Source organism: Paenibacillus sp. J31R120, from assembly GCF_056269225.1.
Genome location: NZ_JBWDNN010000003.1, coordinates 115,138 through 139,912, shown reverse-complemented (window position 1 = coordinate 139,912; position 24,775 = coordinate 115,138). Strand labels below are relative to the sequence as shown.

Sequence of the window (24,775 nt, the reverse complement as noted above, 5' to 3'; positions counted from 1 at the left end):
ACTAGACAAAATCGTTCATAGTCGTTTTAGAGGAGGCAGCTTCTATTAAATTATTATTCATTTGCAGCAGGAATAAATGGCGGAGCTTAACAGCTGAGAAGATCTTCAGCGCATATCCGATGTATGATGTAAGATCCGCAGGAACAGAAGAAAATGCCCGAATCAAGGTAACTGCTGGTCATATCGGTTGGGCCGATCTAATATTTGTGATGGAAACCAAACATAGCAGAAGACTTAAGTCCAAATTTAGTGATGAAATAGCAGACAAATCAATCATTCGCCTTGACATTCCGGATGAATATTCTTACATGGATGAAGAACTTATCGAGTTGCTAAAGTCGAGAGTATCGGAATATATCGAAGTACCGGATTAATTTTAATTAATTGAATTCCAGAATGGGACTTGTACGTATTGAAGCCCGCTGCCTGACGGAGAACATCGAATCTTCAAGTGTGATGGAGAAGGCTGGTCTGCAATTTGAAGGAATCATGCGCAAGTATGTTTTTTGCAAGGGCGAATATCATGATTCGAAGCTTTATGCGCTAGTGAAGGATGTCGAGTATGTTGTAAGGAGATTACATCATGAAGAAGAAAACGAACCCCATCATTAAAGGCATTGTCTTCGATATGGATAATACGCTGCTGCAATCCAGTATTGATTTTCATGCCATGAAGCGGGATACCTATTACTATTTGGTCGAAAGCCAATACTTGCCTACAGGTTGGAATTTGGATCAACATACGACATCAACCATTATTACACAAGCACTTTCCACCCAAAGTATGAGTCCCGAACACATCTCTGAGATGTGGGATATTGCGAAAAAGTATGAAGTGGCTGGAATGCGAGGAGCCAAGCTAGAGAGCGGTGTCGTTGAGCTTTTGAATGAATTACATGGTGTATATAACTTGGCCGTTGTTACGAATAACGCAGTGGAAGCAGCAGAAACAGCGCTCCTAGATAATGAGATTCTTCGATTCTTTGACCTCGTAGTCGGCAGGGAGAGGATGAACCGGATTAAACCTTCGCCTGATGGTTTTCAATATGTGTTGCAGCATTTTAAGAAGACATCCGCACAGGAATGGATCTCGGTAGGGGACGCATGGATTGATGGCAAGGCATCAATTGCCGCTGGAATCCCTTTTGTAGCGTATAAAGGAGATCGTGTCAAAATGATTCAACAAGGCGTAGACCCTCTTGGCGAGATTACAGATATTAGAGAACTGAAGCGATTTTTATATTAGCAAAGCAAACGGACAATATAAAAAATGGAAATAAAATATCATTTTTGGATAACCAACCGATGCTTCTTGACGTCTAGTAGGTAGTAAATAAAAACAGACCGTACAAGGAGTGTTGGTATGAAGCCTTTTTTATTGAAACTTTCGCTCATTGGCTGCTTGGTAGCTGTAGCCGCTTGCCAGCCATTGAATAAAACCAGTGATGCAGCTAATCCTTCTTCCAGTTTGGCTGAAGGGGTATCCAATAATCCAACCTTAAACCCGTCGCCTACAAGTTCACCAACCCCAACTCCGGAGCCTACATTGGAGCCTATTGTTTCGTCTAAGCCTTTAAGTCCGATTTATTTGGAGGAGGCGGCCTATACGGACGATGAATTAGCCATCGTGCAAGTGATAAATGCTCGATTGAAGTATTTGTGGGAGGAAAATGAAGAAGAGTATTTGAAATTATTATATGAGAGCAGCTCTTATAACGGGTTTCCTGTTTATAAAATAGAGAAAATTGAATTGCGTAGCGATATCAGTATTCAAGAGCAAAAATATGTATTTCAAGCTGTAGCGGGCGTCATCGAATCAAGAGAGGACGGTCAAGAATTTAATTATCTATATGTATTGCTTAAGAAAAAAGAAAAAGGTGCCGTGTGGAAAATAGCGGACATTGATTAATGGTCCATTTATTTTATACGGAAAGCAGGTGAGGGAATGTTAGTGAAGCAGCTCCCTTATAGCAGCAGACTCATTTATGTATTTGTATGGTTTATGGCGTCCTGCATACTTGTCGTATCCGATAATTATCAATCGATCTATCAAAGAATATCGGCAAATCATATCCAAAGTGTCCAAATGAGCAAAGCGGTGTATACGGATGGTAAACCGAATATTCATTTTGAGCGGTTAGAGCTTAGTGAAGAAGAAGTGGGAAAGCTTGTTGAATGGCTGAATTCGATACCGGAATCCACGATTAGGGAGGTACCGGGCTTTACGGCCAGGATCGATGCAGCTATTAAGCTTACAGTTACATCAGGAAAGACAATTCGAATGCAATATGATAAGGACCGCATTTATATCGAGAGGACAGATACGAGGTTCTACCCGGTAAAATATACGATTGAGCACAGCGAGTTAAAGGATTTTTTTGATAGTCATCTAAAAGGTTACTATTTCGGTAAGGACTCGGTAGACGTGTAAAGTCGAGTAAGAGGAGGATTATATGCATAGAAGAACAGTTGGCGTTGTCTTTATTGTAATCGCTGCTTTCTTGTACAGCGTTCGCTATCTAACCGCTGCTATATACGGCTCGAATTTGAGCTCTTGGAGCAGTGAACTATTCGCAGACATGTTAAGTTATGTGGGGAGCGGTCCATTGGTATTAAGCTGGATCGCTTTGATTGTGGGTATTAGTTTCTTTTATCCGGATATTCGTAAAGTGATGAAAAAAAAGTTCGTGACGATCGATGAAAATTGGAAAGAAGCCGAAATACATGTAGAGAAAAAGGATCAAAACTAGCGCTCTCTCCATAAATGCATACTCAATAATGGAAGATGATGGTACACTAACATAAGGATATAAGAGCCCACCTGAATAGGTGGGTTTTTCGTAAAATATTGGGTCAAGCATTATGAAGGAGATAGCGTATGAGCTTGAAAACAAAAAACCTCAGTTTTGATATGCTTCATTTCCATACTTGGAGGACATTCACGCTTACCATTATCATGCAAGTGAGCTTGCTGATGTTTATTTGGACGGCTTTTTTGATCCAATCTGATTTAAAAGTCCCTCTCATGATACTAACTTTTCTTATATCGTTCATTACGCTGGTGTGGCATATTATTGAGGTCAGGAAGATCGTAAAACTCGTGGTTGCCCAGGACCAGCTGCAATTTGGGTCAATGATCCTTCCAGCGGACAATATCGATGAAGTCGTATTAGCCGGTGACAAAATAACGATTCAACTCGTTCACAAGATTCATTCTTATACCGTGCTTCGCCTTAAGCTAAAACACAAAGCTCAAGTGAAACAATTGAATCAGGCGCTTCTTTTGTTTTGCGCAGAGCAATTAGTTGAAATAAAAGATGAAATGCGAATAGTATCACATGTAGTATAAGTGAGCAAGCGTATAGTTTTTTTCATAAATAATTCGAGTTCTCAATCTTTGAAATGGAGTGAAATAATTGTCCGTATCCATTCATCATAAACTGTACACGATGTGCATGATTCAAAGCGGTACAAAAGTATTGCTCATCAATCGTCCCGATCATATGGGATTTCCAGGTTACATCGCTCCCGGGGGAAAAGTGGATTTTCCCGAAAGCATAGTTGATGGAGCCATACGTGAGGTACGCGAGGAAACGGGCCTAATCGTCAAAGATATTGTATATAAAGGACTAGACGAATTTTGTGATCCGTCGACAGGACTTCGTTCAATGGTATTTAACTATTCCGTAATGTCTTTCGAAGGCGAGCTGGTATGGGTGGAGCGGGAAGCTGCGATGAATCTGCCTATGCAGGATTGGTTTCAGCGGAGGTTCCCGCTTTTCTTTCAACCAGGAACCTTTGAATTGAGCTTCATTTGGGATGGGAGCAAAGGGGAGACGCTCAAAGAAACGATTCGAAATTACAGTGAAGCGGAAGAAACTAAAGTAGGAGCACGCCCTTCGAGCAGGTAAGATACCGGAGCTGCGCGACCGCACGCAGCTGGCGATCTATTATTGGCAGAGGAAATCACTCTGAGGTGGGTTGATGCTGATTGGGAAACCGTGCACAGGAGAGATCGGGCAACAGAGCTATCATGGCCTACTAAAAAAGCTTCCAGCAACCGATAACGGTGCGGGAAGCTTTTTTGCTATTCAAGCAGCAGCGGTATGCCTGCTTGCATGGAATAAAGCAGATCAAATTTAATGATTTTGTCCGGATTATTTTTGTAGTATCCTTCAGCATCCGTCGTTACGATTTTAGCATGATATTCGCCTTTGGCTACTTTCTTGCCAGAGCTGTCCTTTTGGTCCCAAGGAATCGTTGTTCGGATCGAACCATATCTCCATAGAATTTCACCAGTAAATGGCTTAGTCGTAAGTGTGCGAAGAAGCTTGCCATTGCTATCTGAAATTTCAACACTGAGCGTAAGCGGCTTGGTTAAGATTACAGAATCTTCTTGGCCAATATTAATGACATTCACAACAATAGGTGTAGTTCCACCTAATTTGCTTTCATAAATCGTATGATGAAGCGCAGGGTTCAGCGGATAACCATAGAATCCGCCTGCACCTGTTACTGAACCTACATACCCTTGACTGTAAGACCAATCCGGCTTCTTCACCACATCCACCTTCAATGTATATTTATCTGGCGTAGCCATATAAGGGAAGGATGTTCTGAAATTGATGGTATCCCCTTGCTGGAGCTGGGATATAGGCACATGATACGGATCATAAGGCTCGATGGCGCTGCTCACGCCTAACGTGTTGCCTTTGCTGTCCAGAATGGATAGGACGATATCACGGTCTTTAGGGATCACTTTATCGATCTTGACCGTACCTTTAATTTCAGGCATATCATCATCCAAGGCAAAACGAACGTTCAGGTTGCCCAGACTAACGTAGCCATTCTTGTCTTTCAGAGCTAGATCACGATCATCTTCGTAGTAAATGTTGACCTGTGCCCGGTCGCTGCTGGTTGGCGCCGTATAGTAGACAGAAGCACCCAATTCATTAGAGAAGGAACGCAGCGGCACATACAGGGAACCTTTGTAATTCAGAATCTTGGTGTCTTCAGAAGCGAGTGTATGACCTTCCCCTCCTACATGAAAGTTGACATATACGGGCGTTAACTTCGCTCTGACCTCCTCCGATACAGCGGCAGCTGTGAAGACGAGTATCGCCATGCCGCAGATTAATCCCAATAGAAATTTTTTGATAATGGTCACTCTCCTTTAATGAATCAAAATCCCCTGCATTTGGTGTATACCCGCTAATATTTGAAAAGTTGCGGATGTGATCCAATTTAAGCTATTAACGAAAATAAATGGTTCATTACGCTGGAATATGATGGTACAATAGGGGGCAAGATGCTGAACTCGATCAGAATCGGCAATCGGGAGGTTAATCTACGGAGGAATATATGATGATTAATAAATCATTGGCAGTGGAATCACTTATTATCTCATTCTTTATTCTGATAGTCGGTGTCATATGGCAAGTTGTGCAAGGGATGATTCAAGGATATACAGCGACCAAGAAGTATGTACCTGACGTTATAAAAAACTACGAATCCGTTGATTATATGCAGCAACAGGTATCCTTCGGCTACATACAGAGTTCATTTGGGTGGAGAACCGTTCTCTTTATGGCCGCAGGATTTCTCGCTATCGCATTCATTTATTATGCGGTCAGAATGCTGCTTAGCCGAATGTTATAGTTGAAGTCTCATAACCCACCAATGGTTAACTGCCACCGGTGGGTTATGTGTTTACTGGGATCTTTAGTATAAATGGAGAGTGAAAGGATGCGTGAAATGTGAGATACAAAGCCGTGTTTCTGGACTTTTATGGGACGCTAGTTCATGAAGACGATGATATTTTGCCTGCTATTTATGAACAGATTCAACAATCTGCCGCCATCTCTTGCAGTCAGCGGGAGATAGGCAGCTACTGGTGGAAAAGTTTCTCGGTCATCTTCAGCAACAGTTATGGCGGCACCTTTCAGACACAAAGATCGATTGGCATTGAATCGCTTAGGAACACCTTGGAGCATTTTCAATCTGCTGATGAGGCAGAGGAACTGATACAAGTTCAATTTGACCATTGGAGGAAACCAAAGCTTTATTCAGATACACCGTCATTCCTGGAGCAGATTCGGGGGACAACTATCTATATTTTGTCCAACATCGATTCTGCCGATATTGCTGAAGCGGTCCGTAATCATGGCATTGAAGTGGACGAGGTATTAACGAGTGAAGATGTACGGTCCTATAAGCCAAGACCGGAATTATTCCAGGAAGCACTGCGACGGACGAACTTACAGCCACATGATGTGATCCATATTGGAGATTCGATTGTAAGTGATGTGAGTGGCGCGCAGCAGCTTGGCATACAGGCCATTTGGCTGAATCGACTAAACAAGCAGCAACCTGACGGCTACCACCCGGATTATGCATGTTCCGACTTGAAAGAGGTTTTATCTATTTTGCATAGGGGAAATGAGAACAACAATACTTAATTAGGGAGATTTAGAAGATGAACCTGCGAGTCTACAAACCACAAGATTTTGAGAATGGTGTAGCCTTATTTATTGATGTTTTTAATGCAGCGCCATGGAATGACGAATGGACGTACGCAATAGCGTCAAGCTTCATATCCGACCTGACAGCATCACCTGGTTTTCGCGGGTATGTTGTGCTAGATGAAGAAGTGATCATTGCTGTTATCTTGGGCAGAGTGAAGCATTGGTGGAGAGGACGAGAATATTTCATTGACGAATTTTATGTCAAATCCTCAGCGCAGGGACAAGGAATCGGGACTCGTCTGTTGGAGTTTGCTAGTGAGGAACTAAGAGCGGATGACATTCACCATATTACATTGCTGACGAACGAACATACACCTGTATATTCCTTCTACCAAAAGCAGGGGTATGAGCAGCTGCCTTCACTCAAATTTTTACACAAAAGGATATAGCGTTCGTGTCCACGGACATAAATAATTTAAATCGAATTGGTTCTGACCTGTAATAGAAAATAAAGGAATAATGAAACTCCTTTCAACAGGGATAAGGAGGAAACCAATGGGGATCGATTGGTATGACATGATTGCGCGAAGGAATGGCGGGTATAAAGGCAGGGCAATATTCAAAGTGCTCGGAAGATCTGCTGAAGATGTTTTCGAAGAAAGACTAAAGGAACTACTGCCTGCATGCAAATCTGTTCTAGACGCTGGTTGTGGCTATGGAGAGTTTACGCTCAGATTGGCGTCTCTTACCAGCCATATTACCGGATTTGACAATTCTTCGGAAATGATCGCAATTGCCCAGAAGCTTAAGAATGCCAATGATGTCCATCATGTAGAATTTGTTTATGCAACCACAAAAACCGAGCTGCCATTCGCCGACGGGCAATTTGATTTGATCTATGATCGGAGAGGACCAACCTCCATCATCGAGCATAGTCGGATTCTTCGCTCTGGCGGAATCATATTCGGTATTCATAATGACGTCAGTAAGGTTAGAGAGCGACTATCCTCTACAGCGTATACGGAAGTCGAATTCGAAGAGTACTGCGATGCTGTGTTTGAATTCCAGAATGAGGTGGAATTCTCGAAATTTCTGGCTGATACGCCTGGAAATCCTGATTATACGCAGCCAGCTTATCGTGCTCTGCTGGAACAAAAAATGAAAGAGAACATGCAAGATGGAAAATTGGCAGTACGTGAGCACAAATATATTTGGAAGGCGATAAAACGATAAGTCTGACGCACAGACAACTTCATCCATATTGTCAAGAAAGGAAGTAACGGAGCATGCGAATAAAAGAAGTGATTCTACAGACGAGCCGGTTAGATCAGCAACATCATTTTTATCACGTACAGCTTGGAATGCCAGTGCTAGAATTCTCCGATACTGTGCTTCGTTTGCAATGCGGCAATTCTGTGCTAACGTTTGAAGTGCAACATGGGGAAGCCATACCCTATTACCATTTTGCATTTAACATGACACCCAACAAATTAGATTCTGCGATCCAATGGATTAGAGAGCTTGGTATTGCAATAAATCTCGTAGATGGCAGGGAAGTCGTTCATTCAAACAGTTGGAATTCAGACTCTATCTATTTCTATGACCCGGCAGGCAATATCGTTGAATTGATAGCTCGTCATCTACTAACTGGAGAATCAGGGGAAACGAAGTTCAACGTTAACGATCTGCTTGGTATCAGTGAAATCGGTTTGCCGGTTACGGGTGTAACGGAGGTTTCAGCGGTATTGACCGCCTTCTTGCAGGAGCAAGTGTATTTGAACTCGGATGAGCTATTTGCTCCAATTGGAGATGAAGAGGGACTGTTTATTCTCTCCTCTACAGAACGCAACTGGCTTGGTTCCGATAAACCGGTCAAAATTTTTCCGCTCACTGTTGAAGTGGAAGGTTCTATCATGAATAGCTTTCAGCTCTCCAGCCATCCGTATCAGATCTTGATAACGAATAAATCTTGAGCTAACGCAATTGTCTCTCAAAGGAGGATACTAATGACACTACCAACACGTCACTTTATTATAACGGGAACCACAAGCGGAATCGGAGCACAATTAGCAAAGGATCTACTGGAGCAAGGAGCTAATGTTTACGGCATCGCACGGAGAACACCACAGGAGCTGGCTTCTTATGGAACGTATCAGCATTTTTCATTTGATCTCTCCAAGCTAACGGATATGGAAGGACTGGTGAATCAAATTTGCGAAAGGCTGGAGGAGAGAAAAGCGGAGCTGATTTGCCTGGTCAATAACGCTTCCATGCTAGAACCGCTGCTTCCTATCGAGCAATGCAGCTCAGATGATCTTATTAACAATATACAGATTGGCTTGCTTGCGCCGATGATGTTGACTTCAGCTTTCATAAAGTCTACATCGCATATCCATGCGAGGCGTAAAGTAGTTAATATCACATCAGGATCAGGCTCTTATCCTGCGCCGGGCATGAGTTCCTATTGCAGCGCCAAAGCGGGGCTGAACATGTTCACACAATGTGTCGGGCTGGAACAGCAGAACCAGATGAATCCTGTGGAAGTGATAGCTGTCATTCCAGGTATGGTCGATACGGAGATGCAGGCCATAGCCCGCAGTAAGGATGAGCACAGCTTTGCCATGGCTTCACTATTTCGGCAATTGCATGATGCAGGCCAATTGATCACACCGAAGGAGTTAAGCCAGCATTTGCAAAGGATAATTGAAAACCATTATTCCAATGGCCAGATTGTCCCCTATAATGAAGCTTAATTCAAAGGGAGCAAAGCTATGGGTTCAAGAGTGATGCACTTCACCATATCTACAAGGATTCTTGGTGAAATCAATCTTGATCATGAACGGTTTATTCTCGTCGGCATCGGGCCGGAATTGTATGCAAATATGAACGTATCCCTATGAAGAAGAGGCACTACAGAGCGATGGGAGGATAAGAATGGAGTCGGAGCGAAAGTATGCTATAAAAAGGCCATTCGGAAGCATTGCTGTAATTCCTTATGGACTTTTGATGATCGGGTTACTCTTAACGCTAATATTCCGAATAAACTTGCCCGATTCATTAATTCCTCTCATTTTAATTAGTTTCGCTTTTTCCGTACATGCAGCTTGGTTTATTACTGTTGTAATTCAATTCATTATATTTAAACCCCGCCATCTTCAGCTGCTGGAGAACGCCATAGCCCTCTATAATAGGGGAATTCAAGCTGCCGATATTGATAAAATCGTCATACAAGGTTATTTCTTTCCGACGATCGGCATCGTACCACGAGGCAAACGCTTCGTGCCCACTTATTTATGCTTTGCCTTTCGCGAGCATGATGAGGACATTAAAGGTTTAAAAGAATGGGCAGACCAACATCAGGTTGAAGTCAAAGCAGGTCATTATCGGACTTGGATATAGGTCAGGAGGCTAGCAATGGCTTACTATTATTGGAGTTTGGTTGTGCCATCCTTGATCATAGCTATTCCGGTAATGATTCTGTTGATCCTGATATGGAAGCAAACTGAGCGATCGGATGAATATAGCTTGGGCTGGAAAACGGCAGGGTATTTGCTGCTTACGCCTTTTCGTCTCATCCTGAATGGCTTGCATGTACCAATAGGCGTACTACTAGCATGGCTGTTCTACCGAAATGCCAAGCAGAACAAAACCTATAAGCGTCGGGTCATTATTCTTGGCATTATGGTCTATCTCATCGGGTTTATTCCACTCCATAGCGTTGTGCAGGATTGGTTCTATCCTCGTAACCAGATAAGCACTTACATAACGATCGATCGAGAAAATTCGAAACAAGGCTACAGCCTCTTGCTCCATAATCCGGAGGGAACCATCTATTGGTCTTATCATGAACATGATGAAGAAGGCCGTCAGCTCTATGAGACCATCAAGCAATCCGCTCCCGCCAAACAATATTCCTACCAGCAACAAGGCGATGAGTGGAGGCTGCTGCTGCATCAGGACACCGAGAGTTATCGAGAGGCGTTTCGGAGATTAGAATTGTTGATTCGTCCGGACGGTGAGGTGTTTTGGTTAGCTTTTCAAGGACAGCATTATTCCTTCCATGCCTCAAATAATCTAAAGCAATTTCTTCGGCCTCGCATGGAGGTGCAGTTCAATTCATAATGTCTATACGACATTCAGTAAACCTATCGAGAGGGGAAATTAACATGGATCGATCTTTACTTATAGGGTGGCCTTTTATTATGCTATTGGTATATTTAGCGGGTGTCGTACTCGTTTTTATAGCACTGATCATGTTTATTCGATTGGCGAAGCGCGGAATTATTGCACTTGATATCTACATCAACGAGAAGAGAGGAGGAAGACAAGAATGAACATCGCACTCATTGTCATCGATATGCAGGAGATTCATCTGAAGCAAGTGGACGTTGCCCGTGTGGATAGCGCTTGTGAATATATTAATCATGTTGCGGCTATGCTTCGTTCCAGCAACCAGCTAATTGTTCATGTGCAAGATGTGGACGGGAAGGACGAGACGAATCAGGATCAGTATGCTACAATTCCGGCAATTCAGATGGAACCGTCGGATATGGTTGTAACCAAGCTGTACTCCAATTCCTTCTGGCAGACAGAACTGGAGCAGCTGCTGCGGGATCATCACATTGACTTTGTGGTCATATCCGGCTTTGCGATGGAACATTGTGTACTGTTCACTTACAATGGGGCGAGTGAAAGAGGGTTCACGCCAGCGCTTCTCCAGCGAGGCGTATTAAGCGAGCATGAAGACTCCATTGCTGCAGCATATCGTGACCGCCATGTCGTTTCCCATCCCGTCATAAAGCTCATGCTGAAATCCTCATAACCGAAGGCATGGCATAAGCGATCCACCTATGGGCTGCCAGTAAACGGAGGGATGATTATGAGATCTCTGCTGTGGCGAAAGCTGTTTTTTCAAGGGGCAAAACCGTCATTTGATAAAACTGAGCTTAAAAGGTATCTTCATATCTATGAGGAAGCAGTATTGCTTCAAACCTGTCAGTTGGATGAATCGATTCAAGTGGATCTTTTCTTGCAATACTTGTCCAGCCAACATCCGATTTTGTTCCATGGCTCTAACGCAGCGGAGATACAGGAATTCGTACCTAGACCACAAACGTTATATACCGGTCAGATGACGGAGGCGGTATTTGCAACCTCTGACGGCATATGGCCAATTTTTTATGCGGTATTCAACCGCAAGAAGCTGAATGGCAATTTTCGTAATGGCTGTATCGAATCCGGGGATCAACGCTATTACTTCTTCTCGCTGAGCGAGGAAACCTATCATAATGATCCTTGGTGTGATGGCGCAGTCTATGTGCTGCCGCGCGAATCATTTAAGAAGCAAGGCAAAGGGCTGCTCAACTTTGACGAATGGATCAGTCTTGAACCTGTCAAGCCGCTGTTCCAAATTCGGGTGAAGCCGTCAGACTTTGCATACCTGCATAAGGTGTCGAAGCACCGTTCGGCTGAATGCATCCTGAAAACTTGGTTCATGTACAAATCCAGAGTAGAACAAAGGGGCACACATCTACATAGACGGAGGTCTGGTATGAATCAAATGGTTGTGGTCGTTAAGGCCATTATTATTCGCGAAGGAAAAGTTTTATTGATGAGGCGTTCCGATGAGGATCAAGTCGCTGCAGGTGAATGGGAAACCCCAGGCGGCAAGGTTGATTTCGGCGAGCAGTTGGAACCAGCACTTATTCGTGAAGTGATGGAAGAAGCAGGAATTGAGATCACCGTAGAAAAATTGATGTACGCGACGACTTTTCAAACTGGCCCTGATCGCCAGATCATCTTATTGTCGTATCATTGCAGCACAGAACAAGATGCCATCACCTTATCGGAGGAGCACTCGGCCTATGTATGGGCAGATCAGAAGCAGTTAACGGAATTGCTGCCAGAGGCGATACACGATGACTTTCGCAGGAATGGTGTATGGACGATCATCGATTCTGACTAAAGGAGAACCCTGATGGAGACCATTCTATATTTGGTTCGACATGCACAATCCATTTATGCTGAGGGCGAGGAGAGAAGCAGGGGGTTAACTGTGAAAGGCGAGAAGCAAGCCTTTTTGGTAAAAGATTTATTGGAAAGTGAGTGCTTGGATGCTTTCATCTCCAGTCCCTATGAACGAGCCATAGCGACGATTCGTCCGGCTGCCGAGCAGCAAAACATGAAGATTACGCTCTATGAGGATTTGAGAGAACGGGCCATGGGGCAATTTGAGCCGGAAGCTTTTTTCGATGCCAAAAGAAAACTCTATGCGGAGAAAGCATTTGCTTTCCCTGAAGGGGAATCGAGTGTTGTAGCGCAAACTCGCGCAGTGAAAGTAATTGATCATATTTTGTCCGCGAACAAAGGGAAAAAGCTCGCCATTGGAACGCATGGGGATATTATGACGCTTATGATGCAGCAATATGATTCTCAGTATGATTATCCGTTCTGGGCTTCGTTATCGATGCCTGATATCTATAAACTTGCCTTTGCAGAAACACAATTGCATTACGTAACACGCATTTGGTCAGAAGATTAACGGGAAGTTGGCTTTTGGGAAGGTAGTAAAAAGTTATAAGCGACACATTCCTAAACGAGTGTGTTCTTTTTTTGTGGTGCAAAGAGGCATGGTGCCATTAATACCAAATCTGCTTAGAAAGATAGTGAATGACATACGGAATTGACTTTTCGTAACCACACTAATATACTTATTGTGGACACAAAAAGTGGGGTGAAGCAATGTCGTCCAAGAAGATGGGGCGTCCTCCATCTGAAAATCCCAAAAGCGAAATTATTCGAGTACGTGCCGATCAAAACATTTTGAATAAGCTTGACGTTTGTACTGAGAAGCTAAATACGAGTCGCTCGGAGATTATTCGCAGAGGGATAGAGAAGGTGTATGACGAGCTCCAAAAATAAACAAGGAAGCAGCGTGAGTCCCGAGAAGAACACCGCTACTTCCTAGCTCGCAATCGCTTAATAAGCAGACTGCATAAATATCCTACCATGTGCAGAAATCTCATTCAAGTGATGCGATACATTTTGGGAGGATGAACATGAAAACAATTTTGGAAGCTCTGTATCGAGGGCGGATTCATCCCGAAGAGGTAATCGTTCCGTCTCATCCTGAATATCGATTACTAAGCCAAAAATTGGCGGTACAGACGGAGCAATGGCGAGAACGATTGGGTCAAGAATCGTTTCGTGAACTTGAGGAATACTTTGACCTGTGTGACAGCCTGAATAGTATGCAAGTTGAAGCAGCTTTTCTGCATGGTTTTTTGCTCGGCTCAAACTTGATAATCGAGGTTATGAACAAAAAGGAGGAGTTGGTTTCAGTTTAACCTCGGGCTCATCATGATGGCGATCAACGTTCATTTTCAGTACAAGGAATATGCGAGGTAATCGATAGAGGAATCATTATGTGCTTTGACGAGACGTTGTTTTATTATGGGAAGCAAGAAGGAAGAGAGAAGCTTTCAGGTTAATTAGCCAAAAGGCTGGGTGATTGTTGAGAGCGGATGTTGCCTGAAGCTTCCCATTTTTTTATCGGTTGATAATTTAGAGTATAGGAATTTCTAACTATTTTTTCTCAATCCAGTTCAGTTCCTTACCCATCAACTGACCGTAACATGGTGATCGGGCAATGAAAGGGGATGCTTTTCCATGGAAGACAGCAAGGCGGCAAAAAACTTGAGGAGAGTCTTGTATTCATCGATTGGATCAATCATCATCGCTTGTTATTTCATATGGTTTAATCTAACTAACAATCATCCGGCTATCTTGAGTTTTGCGTTTTTTGCGGGCATTCCAGTCCTGTTATTTGTGATCGGCATGATTAGCTTGGATATTATCTATCAGGATAAGCAAAGCTTTGTCGGTACGTTGGCGGAGAAAAGGCACAATAAGATCTATGTTACTGATGCAAAAGGTGATAAATATACTTATCGTCTCCCAAATGAGCAATTCGACCATATTGAAGAAGGCGCTCAAGTAGAACTGCGCTATTACAAACGAACGAAGACGGTAACCTCGATCCAAGCGGCAATCGTAGAAGATTACAATATCTAAAACTAAAGATAGAAATTTTTATACGCTAATATGTGATCGACCGGCGGTATCGCCAGCAGGGATTAGGCAGACAAGGCCTTGCCATGCTGGAAGAAAAATTGTTCCCCCATGGATGCAACCTTGCCATAGATGTGCTTCAACAAAACGAGGCTGGCCGTTCATTCTGGTCGTCTATCGGCTTCAAGCCCTATTCTATTCATATGAAAAATAATCCGACTAACCCCTAGCCGTGTTCATCTATTGTCCCTTTGTAAAAGCCTGACACACCAATCGTGACTAGTCCTCGTCTCCTCAGAGTAATGCTTTCCGTAGTCTACCTACTGCCATCGCAGCACTTCTCCTTATCAAACCACTACATCAACCGCTAATGCCGACCATTTCAAGATGAGGGATATGCAACCCTACCATCTATGTAAAATTTCTATAGAGAATGATGTAACTTCTTGCAGATTTGGAACGTTCTAATAAACTAGAACAACGACAAAAGGGGATTATGCCTATGAACAACAGGAGTCTGTTGCTGGCGGTGCTTTTGGTCATCCTGATCCTATCCGCAGGCTTCTATGCCTATCATTCGACAACGACAGCACAATCAATCCCCGCTGATATTCATCTGGCCGCGAGCGTAAGCAAAAACATGAATCAGAATATGGATTTGGACTATATGCTCGACATCACGCTCATCCAGAAGACCGACAGTACGCATCTCATCTATCCGGTCATTACGGGAATTAATCGCTTATCGTATGATGCCAAGGACGAGGAGCTTGGATTTTTTGTGCCGACCAACATTGTACTGGTGGATAAGGATGAGCCCAAGATCGTAGATGCGGTTGCCTCGAACAATCTCTTCACATGGGAGAGGGACACGTTTTATGGGATCTGGGCGCCTGCTCAGAAGGGGATCTACAAGCTTCGCGCATATTTCAACTCGGATCAAGAGATCGAACAATGGAAGCATACCCAGCTATTGTATGTGCATAGCGAAGAAGGCTGGCTGGGCAATGACTTAAGCTGGACCAAGATAATCGACGTTCAAATAGATAACTAATTGCTTTATCGATCCTAGCATAGAGGAGAGGTACCTGTACATATGGATGCCATTCGCTTCCCAATCGGCAAGTTTCTTCCGCAAGTGCTGTCATCTCATGATCGGATGCAATTAATTGCTGAATTGCCTTCGATAACGCAAACCTTGCGTCAATACGCAGATTCTTTGACCGAGACTCAATGGGAGAAAAATTATCGGCCAGATGGGTGGTCCATACGCCAGATCATTCATCATATGGCTGATAATGATATGAATGCCTATATCCGGTTCAAGCGTGCTTTAACAGAGGAAGCACCGGCTGCAACCTCATACCGGGAAGATCTCTGGGCGGAACTCGCCGATTATAAGCATATCCCTGTAGCCCATGCGATTGGGTTATTGGAGCTGGTTCACGAGCGATTTATCATCATATTGTCCCAAATGAAGAATAGCGACTTCAAGAGGACGTTAACGACAGAGGTGCTGGGCAGTATCTCGCTTGATACCGCGCTTCAGCGGTTCGTATGGCATAATCGGCATCACCTGGCGCAGATTGAATCAGCCATTCTTCAGAACAATGGAAAATAGTTATTCCCATATCTCTGTTAATAATTGTATGATAATAGAAATCTAATGGGGAGGTTCCTATGACACGATCTCTGGCAAACCAAATCTATGATACGGCCCATCTGAACGGCACATTCACATTGCGATCCGGGCAAGTATCCAACGAGTATTTCGACAAATACCTATTCGAGGCTGATCCTGGCCTTCTGCGTACGATCGCAGAGCAATTAGTACCGCTCATTCCAGCCGGTACCGAAGTGCTTGCAGGACTTGAGATGGGCGGTATTCCAGTCGCAACCGCAGTTTCGCTTCAGTCGGGCGTTCCTGCAGCTTTTGTCCGCAAGAAAGCGAAGGAATACGGAACCTGCAAGCTAGCCGAGGGAGCAAGCATAGCGGGCAAGCGGGTTTGCGTGGTGGAGGATGTCATTACAACCGGCGGACAAGTCATGATCAGCACACAAGAGCTTCGCGAAGCCGGTGCAATCGTCGAGAATGTCCTATGTGTCATTGAACGCAATCCGGACGGCAGGCGAAAGCTTGCGGAAATCGGTGTCCGCGTCCACGCCTTGTTCACCATGGAGCAATTGCTCAGCGGGCGCGGGGAGGGCTAGGGATTGGACATTATACGTGATCTGCTGATCCAAAAATTCCATGAAATCGAACGGCGAATTCTGCTTGTCATCAACCAACTGGATGATGAAGAACTGAACTGGCGGCCCAATGACTACAGTAACAGCATCGGGAACTTGATCGTACATATGAGAGGGAACATGAACGAGCGGATTGTGTCGGGCATACAAGGTCATGCTGTAATGCGGGATAGAGATGCTGAATTCGAACCGATGCAGCTGTCCAAGATCGAACTGATTGATCTGACAGCCGAATCCTTCCGAATCATAACGGACACAATCGCTCAGTTGACAGAGGAGCAGTGGCAGCATACTCAACTTGTAAGGGGGAAGGAGAGAACCCATCTTGACATGCTGTTTCAGTGCGCGACTCACTTCTCTGAGCATATGGGCCAAATCTTCTATATAGGGAAGCTGCTTAAAGGCGATGCGTATACGGTCACTTCCATTCCTCGCAAGAAAATGGACGCCATGAGAGTCTCGGCAGTCGTATTGGATCTTGACGGCACCTTGCTGCAATCCAGCAAACAAATAAGCGCACGTAATGCAAGAGCTGTGAGTATGTGCCATTCTCTAGGAATCAAAGTCATCTATGCGACAGCAAGACCTCCGCGTACGGTAAAGCAGTTCCTGCCGATCGAGCTGCAGCAGTTAGGCTCCTTCGTCTATTATAACGGAGCCTATATTCAATGCGCCCATACAGGACTTGAACTTCATAGACCTATTCCAGCTGCCATGACGTCCGATTTGTTGAATGCTTGTATCGAAGAGAATCCAGATATTGAGCTCAGTATCGAAGTGCTGGACGAGTGGATGAGTCTAAAGCCATTTGACGCATCATCACGTGTAGGCGTGAATCAACCTCCGGCAATCATTCCGCTAGAGCAGATGCGTAAGTATGCTGCGACAAAAGTATTAATATCCGGGCCGTTCTATATCGATCGCTTAAAAGAGAAATACGCCTCGCAGCTTCACTTCGTTGTTACGGACGGCGGTGGTCTTATTCAAATTTCTTCCCTTGATGCCGCCAAGGAGCAGGGCGTTGCGGCCATATGCAAGGAATTGGGGATATCGCTCGAGGAAGTCGTTGTGTTCGGGGACGATTATAACGATATGGGTTTATTCGAATGCTGCGGATGGCCAGTCGCGATGGGTAATGCAGTTCCCGAGCTTAAGCAATTGGCCAAAGAAATTACGGGGACAAATGATGAGGATGGAGTAGCTGCCGTATTGGAAAGACTTCTGAAGGAAGCAGCCATTCCGCGATAGAATCGTTGATTAGTATCAAAAAAAGTCGAAACGTCGATATAGGATGCTTGATTTACGAATGGTATAATGGAAATCAATAACAAAACATGATATTTATTCGGTATAAACCGTTACCCAAGCCCCACTCATGGTTAAGCCCGTGGGTGGGGTTTGCTAGTAGACAAGCCTTCTCCGAAGGAGGAGAAGCATGTGTACTCTTAGGTTGGTAGGCTAGACAGTGATCTTCAAGCGCTTCTTCAATCTTATAGCATGAATTCACCGAAATTTCACTTTTTTATTCAAGACAATAACAGGTACGATGGATCATTCGAATAAGCCAAAGGAAGGATTGCTAATAAGGCTTGAACTTGACCGGCTGCCTGAGACAATCTTGGCTGCTTTTATCGGGCGAGACATACAATCCTATGAAATTGTGCGACTGGATGGCTAACCAAACGACTTACTAGAGAGGAAGTACGACATGATTGTCTACCATTACGATGCGTTCACGCATGTACCGAATCAAGGAAATCCGGCAGGCGTTGTTTTTGAAGCCGATCACTTGGATGAAGCAACCATGCTGGAGATTGCAGGGCAAGTCGGCTTTAACGAAACCGTATTTGTGCAATCCTCCTCTGTGGCAACGGTGCGACTTCGATATTTTACGCCCGGTCATGAAATCAATTTATGCGGGCATGCCACGATGGCAGCTATATATGGCCTTCGAACCAGAGGGTATCTGAATTCGGTGCCTGAAATCACGATAGAGACAAAGGCGGGGATATTGCCGGTTGCGCTAACGCTTGATTCGAGCGATCTGCTGACGATTCGAATGCAGCAAAGCGAACCACAGTTTGTGCCTTTTGAAGGCGATAAGGAGCAGCTTATGCATGCGATTGGCTTGTCGCTTAATGATTTGGATACACGATATCCCATTATATACGGAAGCACAGGCACCTGGACGCTCCTTATTCCGATTCGGACCTTACATGCTTTTGCCAGCATGCGTCCCGAGCCCTCCCAATTTCCCGTATTGCTGACCGAGATGCCGCATGCCTCGATTCATCCATTTGGCTTCGATACCACTCATCCTGAAGCGATGATGCATGCCAGACATTTTTCCTCGCCTTATTCCGGTACGATTGAAGATCCCGTTACAGGGACGGCGTCGGGAGTAATGGGGGCCTATTATTTGACTTATATTCAGTCCGAAATGGATCAGTTATCTTGTCTGATCGAACAAGGCCATGAAGTGCAGCGGGATGGCAGGGTTCAGGTGGAGGTGAAGCGAACCGCTCGAGGCATGAATGTCTACGTCTCAGGGAATGCCGTCTTTGTGAAAGAATTAGTGATAGCCCCATTGACTGGGAAGTTGAATCCGTTGGATACGCTAGAGGCTGAAGGGAGAACGGAATGACACAAACAGAAGTAAGACTCATACGGCATCATGAGCGGGATGCTCTTCTGGTGCTCTATAGACAGTTGATTGAGCAAGATCCTGTTCTGGAAGATAGTGAAGAGCTGAGGCTGCATTGGGAAGCGATCATGCGAGACGATACGCTGAATATCATTGTTGTCGAGCAAGATGGGCTGCTTGTGGCTTCATGCGTAGTACATATTCTAAAAAATTTGACGCGGGGCGCCAGGCCCTATGCCCTGATTGAAAACGTCGTAACGCATAACCGCTACAGAAGAAGAGGGCTGGGGCGAATGGCCCTTGATGAGGCCAAGAGGATGGCTGAGGAGAGCGGCTGCTACAAAATCATGCTTCTAACGAGCCGCGCTGACGATTCCGTACATCGATTCTATCAAGCTGCCGGTTATCGCAGCGATGTGAAGACAGGTTATGTGATGAAGCTGTAATTTCATTTGGGAGTCATGCAATACCATATATATAGAAGGGGGATCTATTCATGGCAAGCCCGATTATGAACTGTGTCGACACAATCTTTGTTCATGTACGCAATTTGAATGAATCGATTCAATGGTATGCCAAGCTGCTAGGGATCGAGGTGCTTCCGAAGGACTATATCGGACCGATCTTTACCTTTCCCATGGGAGAGGGGCGCCCAGGAATAACGCTAGACAATCATTGCTTCGATCAAGACTATGACTTTACGCCATCCACGCATCCTTTATTTAACCTCCGTACAGGAGATATTGACGCCGCCTTTCAGCATGTGAAGGAGATTGGAGCTAAGAGCGTAAGTTCCATACAAGTGTATCCGGATTTATCTGAATTTACGTTCATGGACCCGGACGGCAACCTGATTATGATTTGTGATTGTAAGACGGACTAACCAGACAGGAGGAGGGGATATGTACGAATATTGCTTTGTTGAGACTCATCTAGGCGGCTTCTTCACAGAGGCAACCCATCGCGAGACGATTATGGAATACGCTGCTCAAGGGTGGAGGCTGGTGCAAGTATTGCCGACTGACTACAATGGACACGGTAAGCCAAGCGGATATGAGATTGTGTTTGAGAGACCGCGCCAGGACTGATGGACGGGCAGCACCAACAATAATTCTTGGCCTTCCCATACCTGAATATGATGGAAAGTGACGGCGACGTCATGCATGCATTCCATTCTATGAGGAGGGAAAGTCATTGAAAGTCCTGCATCGAATCATGATAGGTTTATTAGCGTTTGTACTAGTCTTAGGTACCATTACGATTGGTACACCTGAGGCAGAGGCCGCAGCGGTCGTACAGGTTGACACTGTCGCGGAGATACAGACCGCCTTGCAGCAAGCTGTTCCGGGCGATATCATTCTAATCGCACCCGGAACCTATGAACTCACTACGGCCAGCACCGTAGGCATCAGACCGGCTTATTATTATTCGGGAGCAAGCGGAACCGCTGCCGCGCCGATTACGCTTCAAAGCGCCAATCCAGCCAATCCGGCTATTCTGAAAGGCGGCGCCATCTCCTCACCGGGTTACACCTTATACTTAACCGGCGATTATTGGAACGTCAACCATATTACAGTTACGCATGGCCAGAAGGGGATTGTGCTCGATAACGCCAATCATGTTCATTTGAACGGTGTAACCGTGCGGCATGTGGGACAGGAAGGCATTCACATCCGAGACGGCAGTTCATATGCCATAATTGAGAATAGTGTTGTCGATGAGACTGGCGCGACAGGCAATGCTACGGACAAAGGCTTCGCCGAAGGCATCTATATTGGTTCGGATCGCTCGGTATGGAACGTCAACGAAGGGTTGCCGGGCAGCAGTGTCGGAATCGGGCAAGGTTATGATCGCGCTGTGCTGCATACGATTGTGCGGAACAATGTGATTGGGCCTGCCGTTGCGGCCGAACCACTCGATATTAAGGAAGGTACTTCCCATACGTTAATCGAAGATAATCTTTTTCTAGGGGCGGGCATAGCTGGTGTAGGCTTTAACTTTGCCGATAGTTTCATCGATGTTAAGGGCATAAATGTGACGATTCGCAACAATATCGGTTATCGCCAGAACAACACAGGGATAACAGCCGATATTGCAGAAGTGAATCGCACAAGCAGCAGTCCGTGGTGTCCTGCGAGCGAGACGTCGAATCAAAGCTTGGGTGACACGAGCGATGGAAATACGTACACGAACAATCAGTTTTTTACAGGACATCCTCCTGTAGCTTGGGATCGGCAAGCGCCGACCGTGCCCGGCGGATTAACCGCAACAGCACCTTCAAGCAGCGCGATTGCGTTAACTTGGAGCGCATCCTCAGACAACGTAGGTGTAGCCGGTTATCGCATCTATCGCAACGGAATTCAATTCGCGACGACGAATACGGCGTCCTATACCGATACAGGGCTAAGCTCATCTACGGCTTATACGTATACAGTTAGAGCGTATGATGCATTCAATAATGTATCGGCAAGCAGCGCCTCCGTCAGCGCGACAACTCTGTCTTCAGGCGGGGGCGGGACATCTTCCCTTAAGATTCAATATGAGGATGGAGACGGGTCAGCGGGCAATAATGCGATTAAGCCATTTTTGAAAATTGTGAATACCGGTACGACAGCTATTCCGCTAAGCGAGTTAACCGTTCGCTATTACTTCAAGCGGGAAGCAGCCGTAGCCCAAAATCTTACGATTGACTACGCCGTCGTCGGCAAGACCAATCTAACAGGAAGCTTCTATACCATGGGCTCCCCGACAGCTACGACCGACGCTTATCTGGAGCTCGGATTCTCGGCCGCTGCAGGCAGTGTGGCGGCATCGGGCGATACAGGGGTTATGAAAGTGAGAATAAACAACAGCAATTGGTCTAACTTCAACGAAGCCAATGATTACTCCTACGCGCCATCCTTAGCTTCATTTTCTGATCATGACAAAATAACGCTGTACCGCAACGGCATACTGGTGTGGGGCATTGAGCCATAGCGTATAGATAGATGCGAATAGTCGAAGGTGTCCGCTATGAATTCGAATAGTGCTTGACACCTTTCGGCTTTTTTCGCTACAATCATTTCCAATCATTGGGTGAAGTTAGAAGCAAGGAGATGTGAGATGAAACCCATCAAGCGATCAAAGGCAAGAATTATGGCGGGTACGGCGTATTATCGGTTTAGAAGACATCTGGCCTGGCGATTCAGCGGCAAGAAGTACGCAAGAACAATCAGTACGATGTCCTTGCCTCATCGTATCAGCTCACATCAGACACCGCTGCTTCGACGACTTAAAGATGTGGATATGACCATGCAGTATAATAAAATCAAAAATTTAAAGATTGCTTTGCAAAGGTTGAACGGCATCATCCTGAGTCCCGGAGAGACCTTCTCCTATTGGAAGCTGATTGGCAAGCCAACCAGAAGAAAGGGATACGTAGAGGGTATGATTCTACACTATGGCAGCTTCAAGAGCGGCGTGGGCGGGGGGTTGTGCCAATTATCGAACTTGCTCTATTGGATCACGCTCCATACGCCTCTTACCGTGGTAGAGCGTCATCGCCACAGCTACGATGTCTTCCCGGATTCGAACCGTACGCAGCCCTTCGGAAGCGGCGCGACTTGCGCTTACAATTATTTGGATCTGCAAATCTATAATGCGACAGATACGCCCTATCAATTGTCTCTTCACCTGACCGACGAGCATCTGGCAGGGGAGTGGAGATGCAATGAACTGCCACTCTATCACTATGAAGTTTATGAACGAGAGCATCGTATGACACTGGAGTATTGGGGCGGTTATACCAGGCATAATCAAATTTATCGACGGGTAATGAATCTAAGCCGTGAATGTGTTGCGGACGAGTTGGTTGCCGAAAACAAAGCGTTAATGATGTATGAACCGCTGCTTGAAGCAACAGGAAAAGGACGGAATAGCGGCTAATTAAGATAGGGGTGAATGAAGCTCAAAGTGGTTAGGGCTGTCCGTCTCTCTGCCGACAGCTTCCGAATTGCCAGAATTTTTTGTCGGCTGATGGACCAGTATCGCGAGCGATCCATCCAGAGCCTGAATCTATGCCGTCCTATGACGGTCAAACGATTCCAGCTGCCAAAGCAGAGGCGGTAGATTAATAGAAAAAGATGTGGAGAGTGAAGACAATTTGAACTATACATTACACAAAGCAACACCAAAAGATACGCCGTTTCTAAGGGATATGTTATTCGAGTCGCTTTTTGTGCCAGCAGGTCAAAAGCCGTTCGATCGTTCAATCTTGCAAGAGCCTTTCATGGCCAAATATATAGAGGGCTGGGGCAGGAGCGGGGATGTCGGGTTTATTGCAAGAGATGAGAGTGGCGCCGCGGTAGGTTCTATTACCGCTCGACTGTTCACCGAGACGAACAAAGGGTTCGGTTATGTCGGCGACGATGTTCCGGAAATGGGTATGGCCATTGTGAAGAAGCACCGGGGAAATGGGCTGGGCAAGCTGCTTATGGAAGGACTGATCGACCAGCTTCGGAGAGATGGATATGACAAGCTCTCTCTAAGCGTAGACCCGTCGAATGAAGCCGCAGTCCGGCTGTATAATCGTTACGGATTCAAAGAGATCGGCGTAGTGGGCACTTCGATTACGATGGTGGCGCAGCTATGAGCAGGACGATTATGATCAGCGATATTCATGGATGCCTGGAGCCTTTCGAGAGACTGCTTGAGAAGGTGCGTTATGTTCCGGAGCAGGATCAGCTTATTCTGCTTGGTGACTACGTCGATAAGGGCCCGCAAAGCCGTGAAGTTGTCGAAGCAGTGATGAGTCTTGTGAATCGACATGGCGCCATTGCGCTGCGCGGCAACCATGATCAGCGGCTTGTCGATTTTATCCGGGGAAACAATCCAGTCGTACTTCACAAATTCGCAGAGCATGGTGGCCCGCCTACCTTGCAAAGCTATACAGGTTTCTCCGAAGTAACAGAGCGCAGCAGGGAGGAAGCGCGGCGAATCATGGAGGAGCAATATTCAAGCCATCTGGACTTCTTGGCGGGCTTGCCGCTTTATCTGGAAGATGACCGCCATATCTATGTTCATGCCGGGCTGCGGCCAGGAACTTCCCATTGGACGTTGCAATCGGATCATGACTTTATGTATATCAAAGATGAATTCTATCTTCATCCTACCACAGTAGACAAAACCGTCATCTTCGGCCATACCATCACGACAAAGCTTCATGCAAAGGCCGATGTATGGTTCGCCGGGGATAAAATCGGCATCGACGGAGGCTGCTCGATCGGTCTGCAGCTTAATGCGCTTCTGTATAAAGATGGAGTCTATGAAACAGCTTGCGTAGAGAACAAGAAAGCAAAGGAGTGAATGC

Annotated in this window: 35 protein-coding genes; 34 read left to right on the top strand and 1 reads right to left on the bottom strand. The window is 45.4% G+C overall.

Annotated features, from left to right (window positions below; all coding sequences use genetic code 11):
- Nucleotides 1-44 precede the first annotated feature (44 nt).
- The 7 genes from AC0YNW_RS12950 (at nucleotide 45) to AC0YNW_RS12920 (ending at nucleotide 3,911) form a co-directional block, all read left to right on the top strand.
- Complete coding sequence (locus AC0YNW_RS12950; RefSeq protein WP_475832694.1) at nucleotides 45-374, top strand: low molecular weight protein tyrosine phosphatase family protein; 330 nt, start codon at nucleotides 45-47, stop codon at nucleotides 372-374.
- 209 nt (nucleotides 375-583) lie between these two features.
- Nucleotides 584-1,246 carry an HAD family hydrolase gene (locus tag AC0YNW_RS12945; RefSeq protein WP_475832354.1) on the top strand — a complete coding sequence of 221 codons (663 nt, stop codon included), beginning with the start codon at nucleotides 584-586 and terminating at the stop codon, nucleotides 1,244-1,246.
- A 117-nt stretch (nucleotides 1,247-1,363) separates the two neighbouring features.
- Nucleotides 1,364-1,909, top strand: coding sequence for a hypothetical protein (locus tag AC0YNW_RS12940; protein WP_475832353.1), 546 nt, complete (start codon nucleotides 1,364-1,366; stop codon nucleotides 1,907-1,909).
- A gap of 36 nt (nucleotides 1,910-1,945) precedes the next feature.
- On the top strand, nucleotides 1,946-2,431 hold the full coding sequence (locus AC0YNW_RS12935; RefSeq protein ID WP_475832352.1) for a hypothetical protein: 486 nt from the start codon (nucleotides 1,946-1,948) through the stop codon (nucleotides 2,429-2,431).
- 22 nt (nucleotides 2,432-2,453) lie between these two features.
- Nucleotides 2,454-2,750, top strand: coding sequence for a hypothetical protein (locus AC0YNW_RS12930; protein ID WP_475832351.1), 297 nt, complete (start codon nucleotides 2,454-2,456; stop codon nucleotides 2,748-2,750).
- Nucleotides 2,751-2,878: 128 nt separating this feature from the next.
- A complete protein-coding gene (locus AC0YNW_RS12925; protein ID WP_475832350.1) occupies nucleotides 2,879-3,349 on the top strand; it encodes a hypothetical protein in 471 nt (156 codons plus the stop codon).
- Between the two features lie 67 nt (nucleotides 3,350-3,416).
- Entirely contained in the window at nucleotides 3,417-3,911 is a 495-nt protein-coding gene (locus tag AC0YNW_RS12920) for an NUDIX domain-containing protein (protein WP_475832349.1), read from the top strand.
- 176 nt (nucleotides 3,912-4,087) lie between these two features.
- On the opposite strand, the gene AC0YNW_RS12915 is transcribed toward AC0YNW_RS12920, so the two are convergent.
- Entirely contained in the window at nucleotides 4,088-5,167 is a 1,080-nt protein-coding gene (locus AC0YNW_RS12915) for a hypothetical protein (RefSeq protein WP_475832348.1), read from the bottom strand.
- 194 nt (nucleotides 5,168-5,361) lie between these two features.
- Between AC0YNW_RS12915 and AC0YNW_RS12910 the strand changes: the two genes are divergently transcribed.
- The 27 genes from AC0YNW_RS12910 to AC0YNW_RS12780 all read left to right on the top strand — a co-directional run bounded on the left by AC0YNW_RS12910 (nucleotide 5,362) and on the right by AC0YNW_RS12780 (nucleotide 24,771).
- The gene (locus tag AC0YNW_RS12910) at nucleotides 5,362-5,658 is read left to right on the top strand and encodes a hypothetical protein (protein WP_475832347.1); all 297 of its coding nucleotides are present in this window, start codon (nucleotides 5,362-5,364) and stop codon (nucleotides 5,656-5,658) included.
- A gap of 98 nt (nucleotides 5,659-5,756) precedes the next feature.
- Nucleotides 5,757-6,458, top strand: coding sequence for an HAD family hydrolase (locus tag AC0YNW_RS12905; RefSeq protein WP_475832346.1), 702 nt, complete (start codon nucleotides 5,757-5,759; stop codon nucleotides 6,456-6,458).
- A gap of 17 nt (nucleotides 6,459-6,475) precedes the next feature.
- Nucleotides 6,476-6,913, top strand: coding sequence for a GNAT family N-acetyltransferase (locus AC0YNW_RS12900; protein ID WP_475832345.1), 438 nt, complete (start codon nucleotides 6,476-6,478; stop codon nucleotides 6,911-6,913).
- 106 nt (nucleotides 6,914-7,019) lie between these two features.
- Entirely contained in the window at nucleotides 7,020-7,697 is a 678-nt protein-coding gene (locus tag AC0YNW_RS12895; protein ID WP_475832344.1) for a class I SAM-dependent methyltransferase, read from the top strand.
- A gap of 53 nt (nucleotides 7,698-7,750) precedes the next feature.
- Nucleotides 7,751-8,437: a VOC family protein gene (locus AC0YNW_RS12890; protein WP_475832343.1), complete on the top strand. Its 687-nt coding sequence runs from the start codon at nucleotides 7,751-7,753 to the stop codon at nucleotides 8,435-8,437.
- A 33-nt stretch (nucleotides 8,438-8,470) separates the two neighbouring features.
- Nucleotides 8,471-9,217, top strand: coding sequence for an SDR family NAD(P)-dependent oxidoreductase (locus AC0YNW_RS12885; protein WP_475832342.1), 747 nt, complete (start codon nucleotides 8,471-8,473; stop codon nucleotides 9,215-9,217).
- Between the two features lie 181 nt (nucleotides 9,218-9,398).
- A complete protein-coding gene (locus AC0YNW_RS12880) occupies nucleotides 9,399-9,863 on the top strand; it encodes a hypothetical protein (protein WP_475832341.1) in 465 nt (154 codons plus the stop codon).
- 15 nt (nucleotides 9,864-9,878) lie between these two features.
- Complete coding sequence (locus tag AC0YNW_RS12875; RefSeq protein ID WP_475832340.1) at nucleotides 9,879-10,586, top strand: hypothetical protein; 708 nt, start codon at nucleotides 9,879-9,881, stop codon at nucleotides 10,584-10,586.
- A gap of 44 nt (nucleotides 10,587-10,630) precedes the next feature.
- Nucleotides 10,631-10,798, top strand: a complete 168-nt coding sequence (locus tag AC0YNW_RS12870; protein ID WP_475832339.1) for a hypothetical protein — start codon at nucleotides 10,631-10,633, stop codon at nucleotides 10,796-10,798.
- Complete coding sequence (locus AC0YNW_RS12865; protein WP_475832338.1) at nucleotides 10,795-11,286, top strand: cysteine hydrolase family protein; 492 nt, start codon at nucleotides 10,795-10,797, stop codon at nucleotides 11,284-11,286. Before AC0YNW_RS12870 ends, AC0YNW_RS12865 begins: the two co-directional genes overlap by 4 nt.
- A 57-nt stretch (nucleotides 11,287-11,343) precedes the next feature.
- Nucleotides 11,344-12,429: an NUDIX hydrolase gene (locus AC0YNW_RS12860; protein WP_475832337.1), complete on the top strand. Its 1,086-nt coding sequence runs from the start codon at nucleotides 11,344-11,346 to the stop codon at nucleotides 12,427-12,429.
- Between the two features lie 12 nt (nucleotides 12,430-12,441).
- On the top strand, nucleotides 12,442-13,005 hold the full coding sequence (locus AC0YNW_RS12855) for a histidine phosphatase family protein (protein ID WP_475832336.1): 564 nt from the start codon (nucleotides 12,442-12,444) through the stop codon (nucleotides 13,003-13,005).
- A gap of 517 nt (nucleotides 13,006-13,522) precedes the next feature.
- Entirely contained in the window at nucleotides 13,523-13,810 is a 288-nt protein-coding gene (locus tag AC0YNW_RS12850) for a DUF6809 family protein (protein WP_475832335.1), read from the top strand.
- 322 nt (nucleotides 13,811-14,132) lie between these two features.
- Nucleotides 14,133-14,537, top strand: a complete 405-nt coding sequence (locus AC0YNW_RS12845) for a hypothetical protein (RefSeq protein ID WP_475832334.1) — start codon at nucleotides 14,133-14,135, stop codon at nucleotides 14,535-14,537.
- A 32-nt stretch (nucleotides 14,538-14,569) separates the two neighbouring features.
- Nucleotides 14,570-14,764, top strand: coding sequence for a GNAT family N-acetyltransferase (locus tag AC0YNW_RS12840; RefSeq protein WP_475832333.1), 195 nt, complete (start codon nucleotides 14,570-14,572; stop codon nucleotides 14,762-14,764).
- Between the two features lie 272 nt (nucleotides 14,765-15,036).
- Nucleotides 15,037-15,588, top strand: a complete 552-nt coding sequence (locus tag AC0YNW_RS12835; RefSeq protein WP_475832332.1) for a hypothetical protein — start codon at nucleotides 15,037-15,039, stop codon at nucleotides 15,586-15,588.
- Between the two features lie 42 nt (nucleotides 15,589-15,630).
- Nucleotides 15,631-16,155 (top strand): YfiT family bacillithiol transferase, encoded by a 525-nt coding sequence (locus AC0YNW_RS12830; protein WP_475832331.1) that lies wholly within the window; start codon nucleotides 15,631-15,633, stop codon nucleotides 16,153-16,155.
- 59 nt (nucleotides 16,156-16,214) lie between these two features.
- Entirely contained in the window at nucleotides 16,215-16,745 is a 531-nt protein-coding gene (pyrE, locus tag AC0YNW_RS12825) for an orotate phosphoribosyltransferase (protein WP_475832330.1), read from the top strand.
- A 3-nt stretch (nucleotides 16,746-16,748) separates the two neighbouring features.
- Nucleotides 16,749-18,032 carry a Cof-type HAD-IIB family hydrolase gene (locus tag AC0YNW_RS12820; protein ID WP_475832329.1) on the top strand — a complete coding sequence of 428 codons (1,284 nt, stop codon included), beginning with the start codon at nucleotides 16,749-16,751 and terminating at the stop codon, nucleotides 18,030-18,032.
- 460 nt (nucleotides 18,033-18,492) lie between these two features.
- Nucleotides 18,493-19,428 carry a PhzF family phenazine biosynthesis protein gene (locus tag AC0YNW_RS12815; RefSeq protein WP_475832328.1) on the top strand — a complete coding sequence of 312 codons (936 nt, stop codon included), beginning with the start codon at nucleotides 18,493-18,495 and terminating at the stop codon, nucleotides 19,426-19,428.
- Nucleotides 19,425-19,874 (top strand): GNAT family N-acetyltransferase, encoded by a 450-nt coding sequence (locus tag AC0YNW_RS12810; RefSeq protein WP_475832327.1) that lies wholly within the window; start codon nucleotides 19,425-19,427, stop codon nucleotides 19,872-19,874. The genes AC0YNW_RS12815 and AC0YNW_RS12810 overlap by 4 nt, the downstream gene beginning before the upstream one ends.
- A gap of 50 nt (nucleotides 19,875-19,924) precedes the next feature.
- Complete coding sequence (locus AC0YNW_RS12805; RefSeq protein ID WP_387473106.1) at nucleotides 19,925-20,311, top strand: VOC family protein; 387 nt, start codon at nucleotides 19,925-19,927, stop codon at nucleotides 20,309-20,311.
- Between the two features lie 19 nt (nucleotides 20,312-20,330).
- On the top strand, nucleotides 20,331-20,516 hold the full coding sequence (locus AC0YNW_RS12800) for a DUF4177 domain-containing protein (RefSeq protein ID WP_387473104.1): 186 nt from the start codon (nucleotides 20,331-20,333) through the stop codon (nucleotides 20,514-20,516).
- Nucleotides 20,517-20,622: 106 nt separating this feature from the next.
- Nucleotides 20,623-22,404 carry a cellulose binding domain-containing protein gene (locus AC0YNW_RS12795; RefSeq protein ID WP_475832326.1) on the top strand — a complete coding sequence of 594 codons (1,782 nt, stop codon included), beginning with the start codon at nucleotides 20,623-20,625 and terminating at the stop codon, nucleotides 22,402-22,404.
- 126 nt (nucleotides 22,405-22,530) lie between these two features.
- Nucleotides 22,531-23,352 (top strand): VanW family protein, encoded by an 822-nt coding sequence (locus tag AC0YNW_RS12790; RefSeq protein WP_475832325.1) that lies wholly within the window; start codon nucleotides 22,531-22,533, stop codon nucleotides 23,350-23,352.
- 217 nt (nucleotides 23,353-23,569) lie between these two features.
- Entirely contained in the window at nucleotides 23,570-24,058 is a 489-nt protein-coding gene (locus AC0YNW_RS12785; protein WP_475832324.1) for an N-acetyltransferase family protein, read from the top strand.
- Nucleotides 24,055-24,771 (top strand): metallophosphoesterase family protein, encoded by a 717-nt coding sequence (locus AC0YNW_RS12780; RefSeq protein ID WP_475832323.1) that lies wholly within the window; start codon nucleotides 24,055-24,057, stop codon nucleotides 24,769-24,771. Before AC0YNW_RS12785 ends, AC0YNW_RS12780 begins: the two co-directional genes overlap by 4 nt.
- Nucleotides 24,772-24,775: the final 4 nt, after the last annotated feature.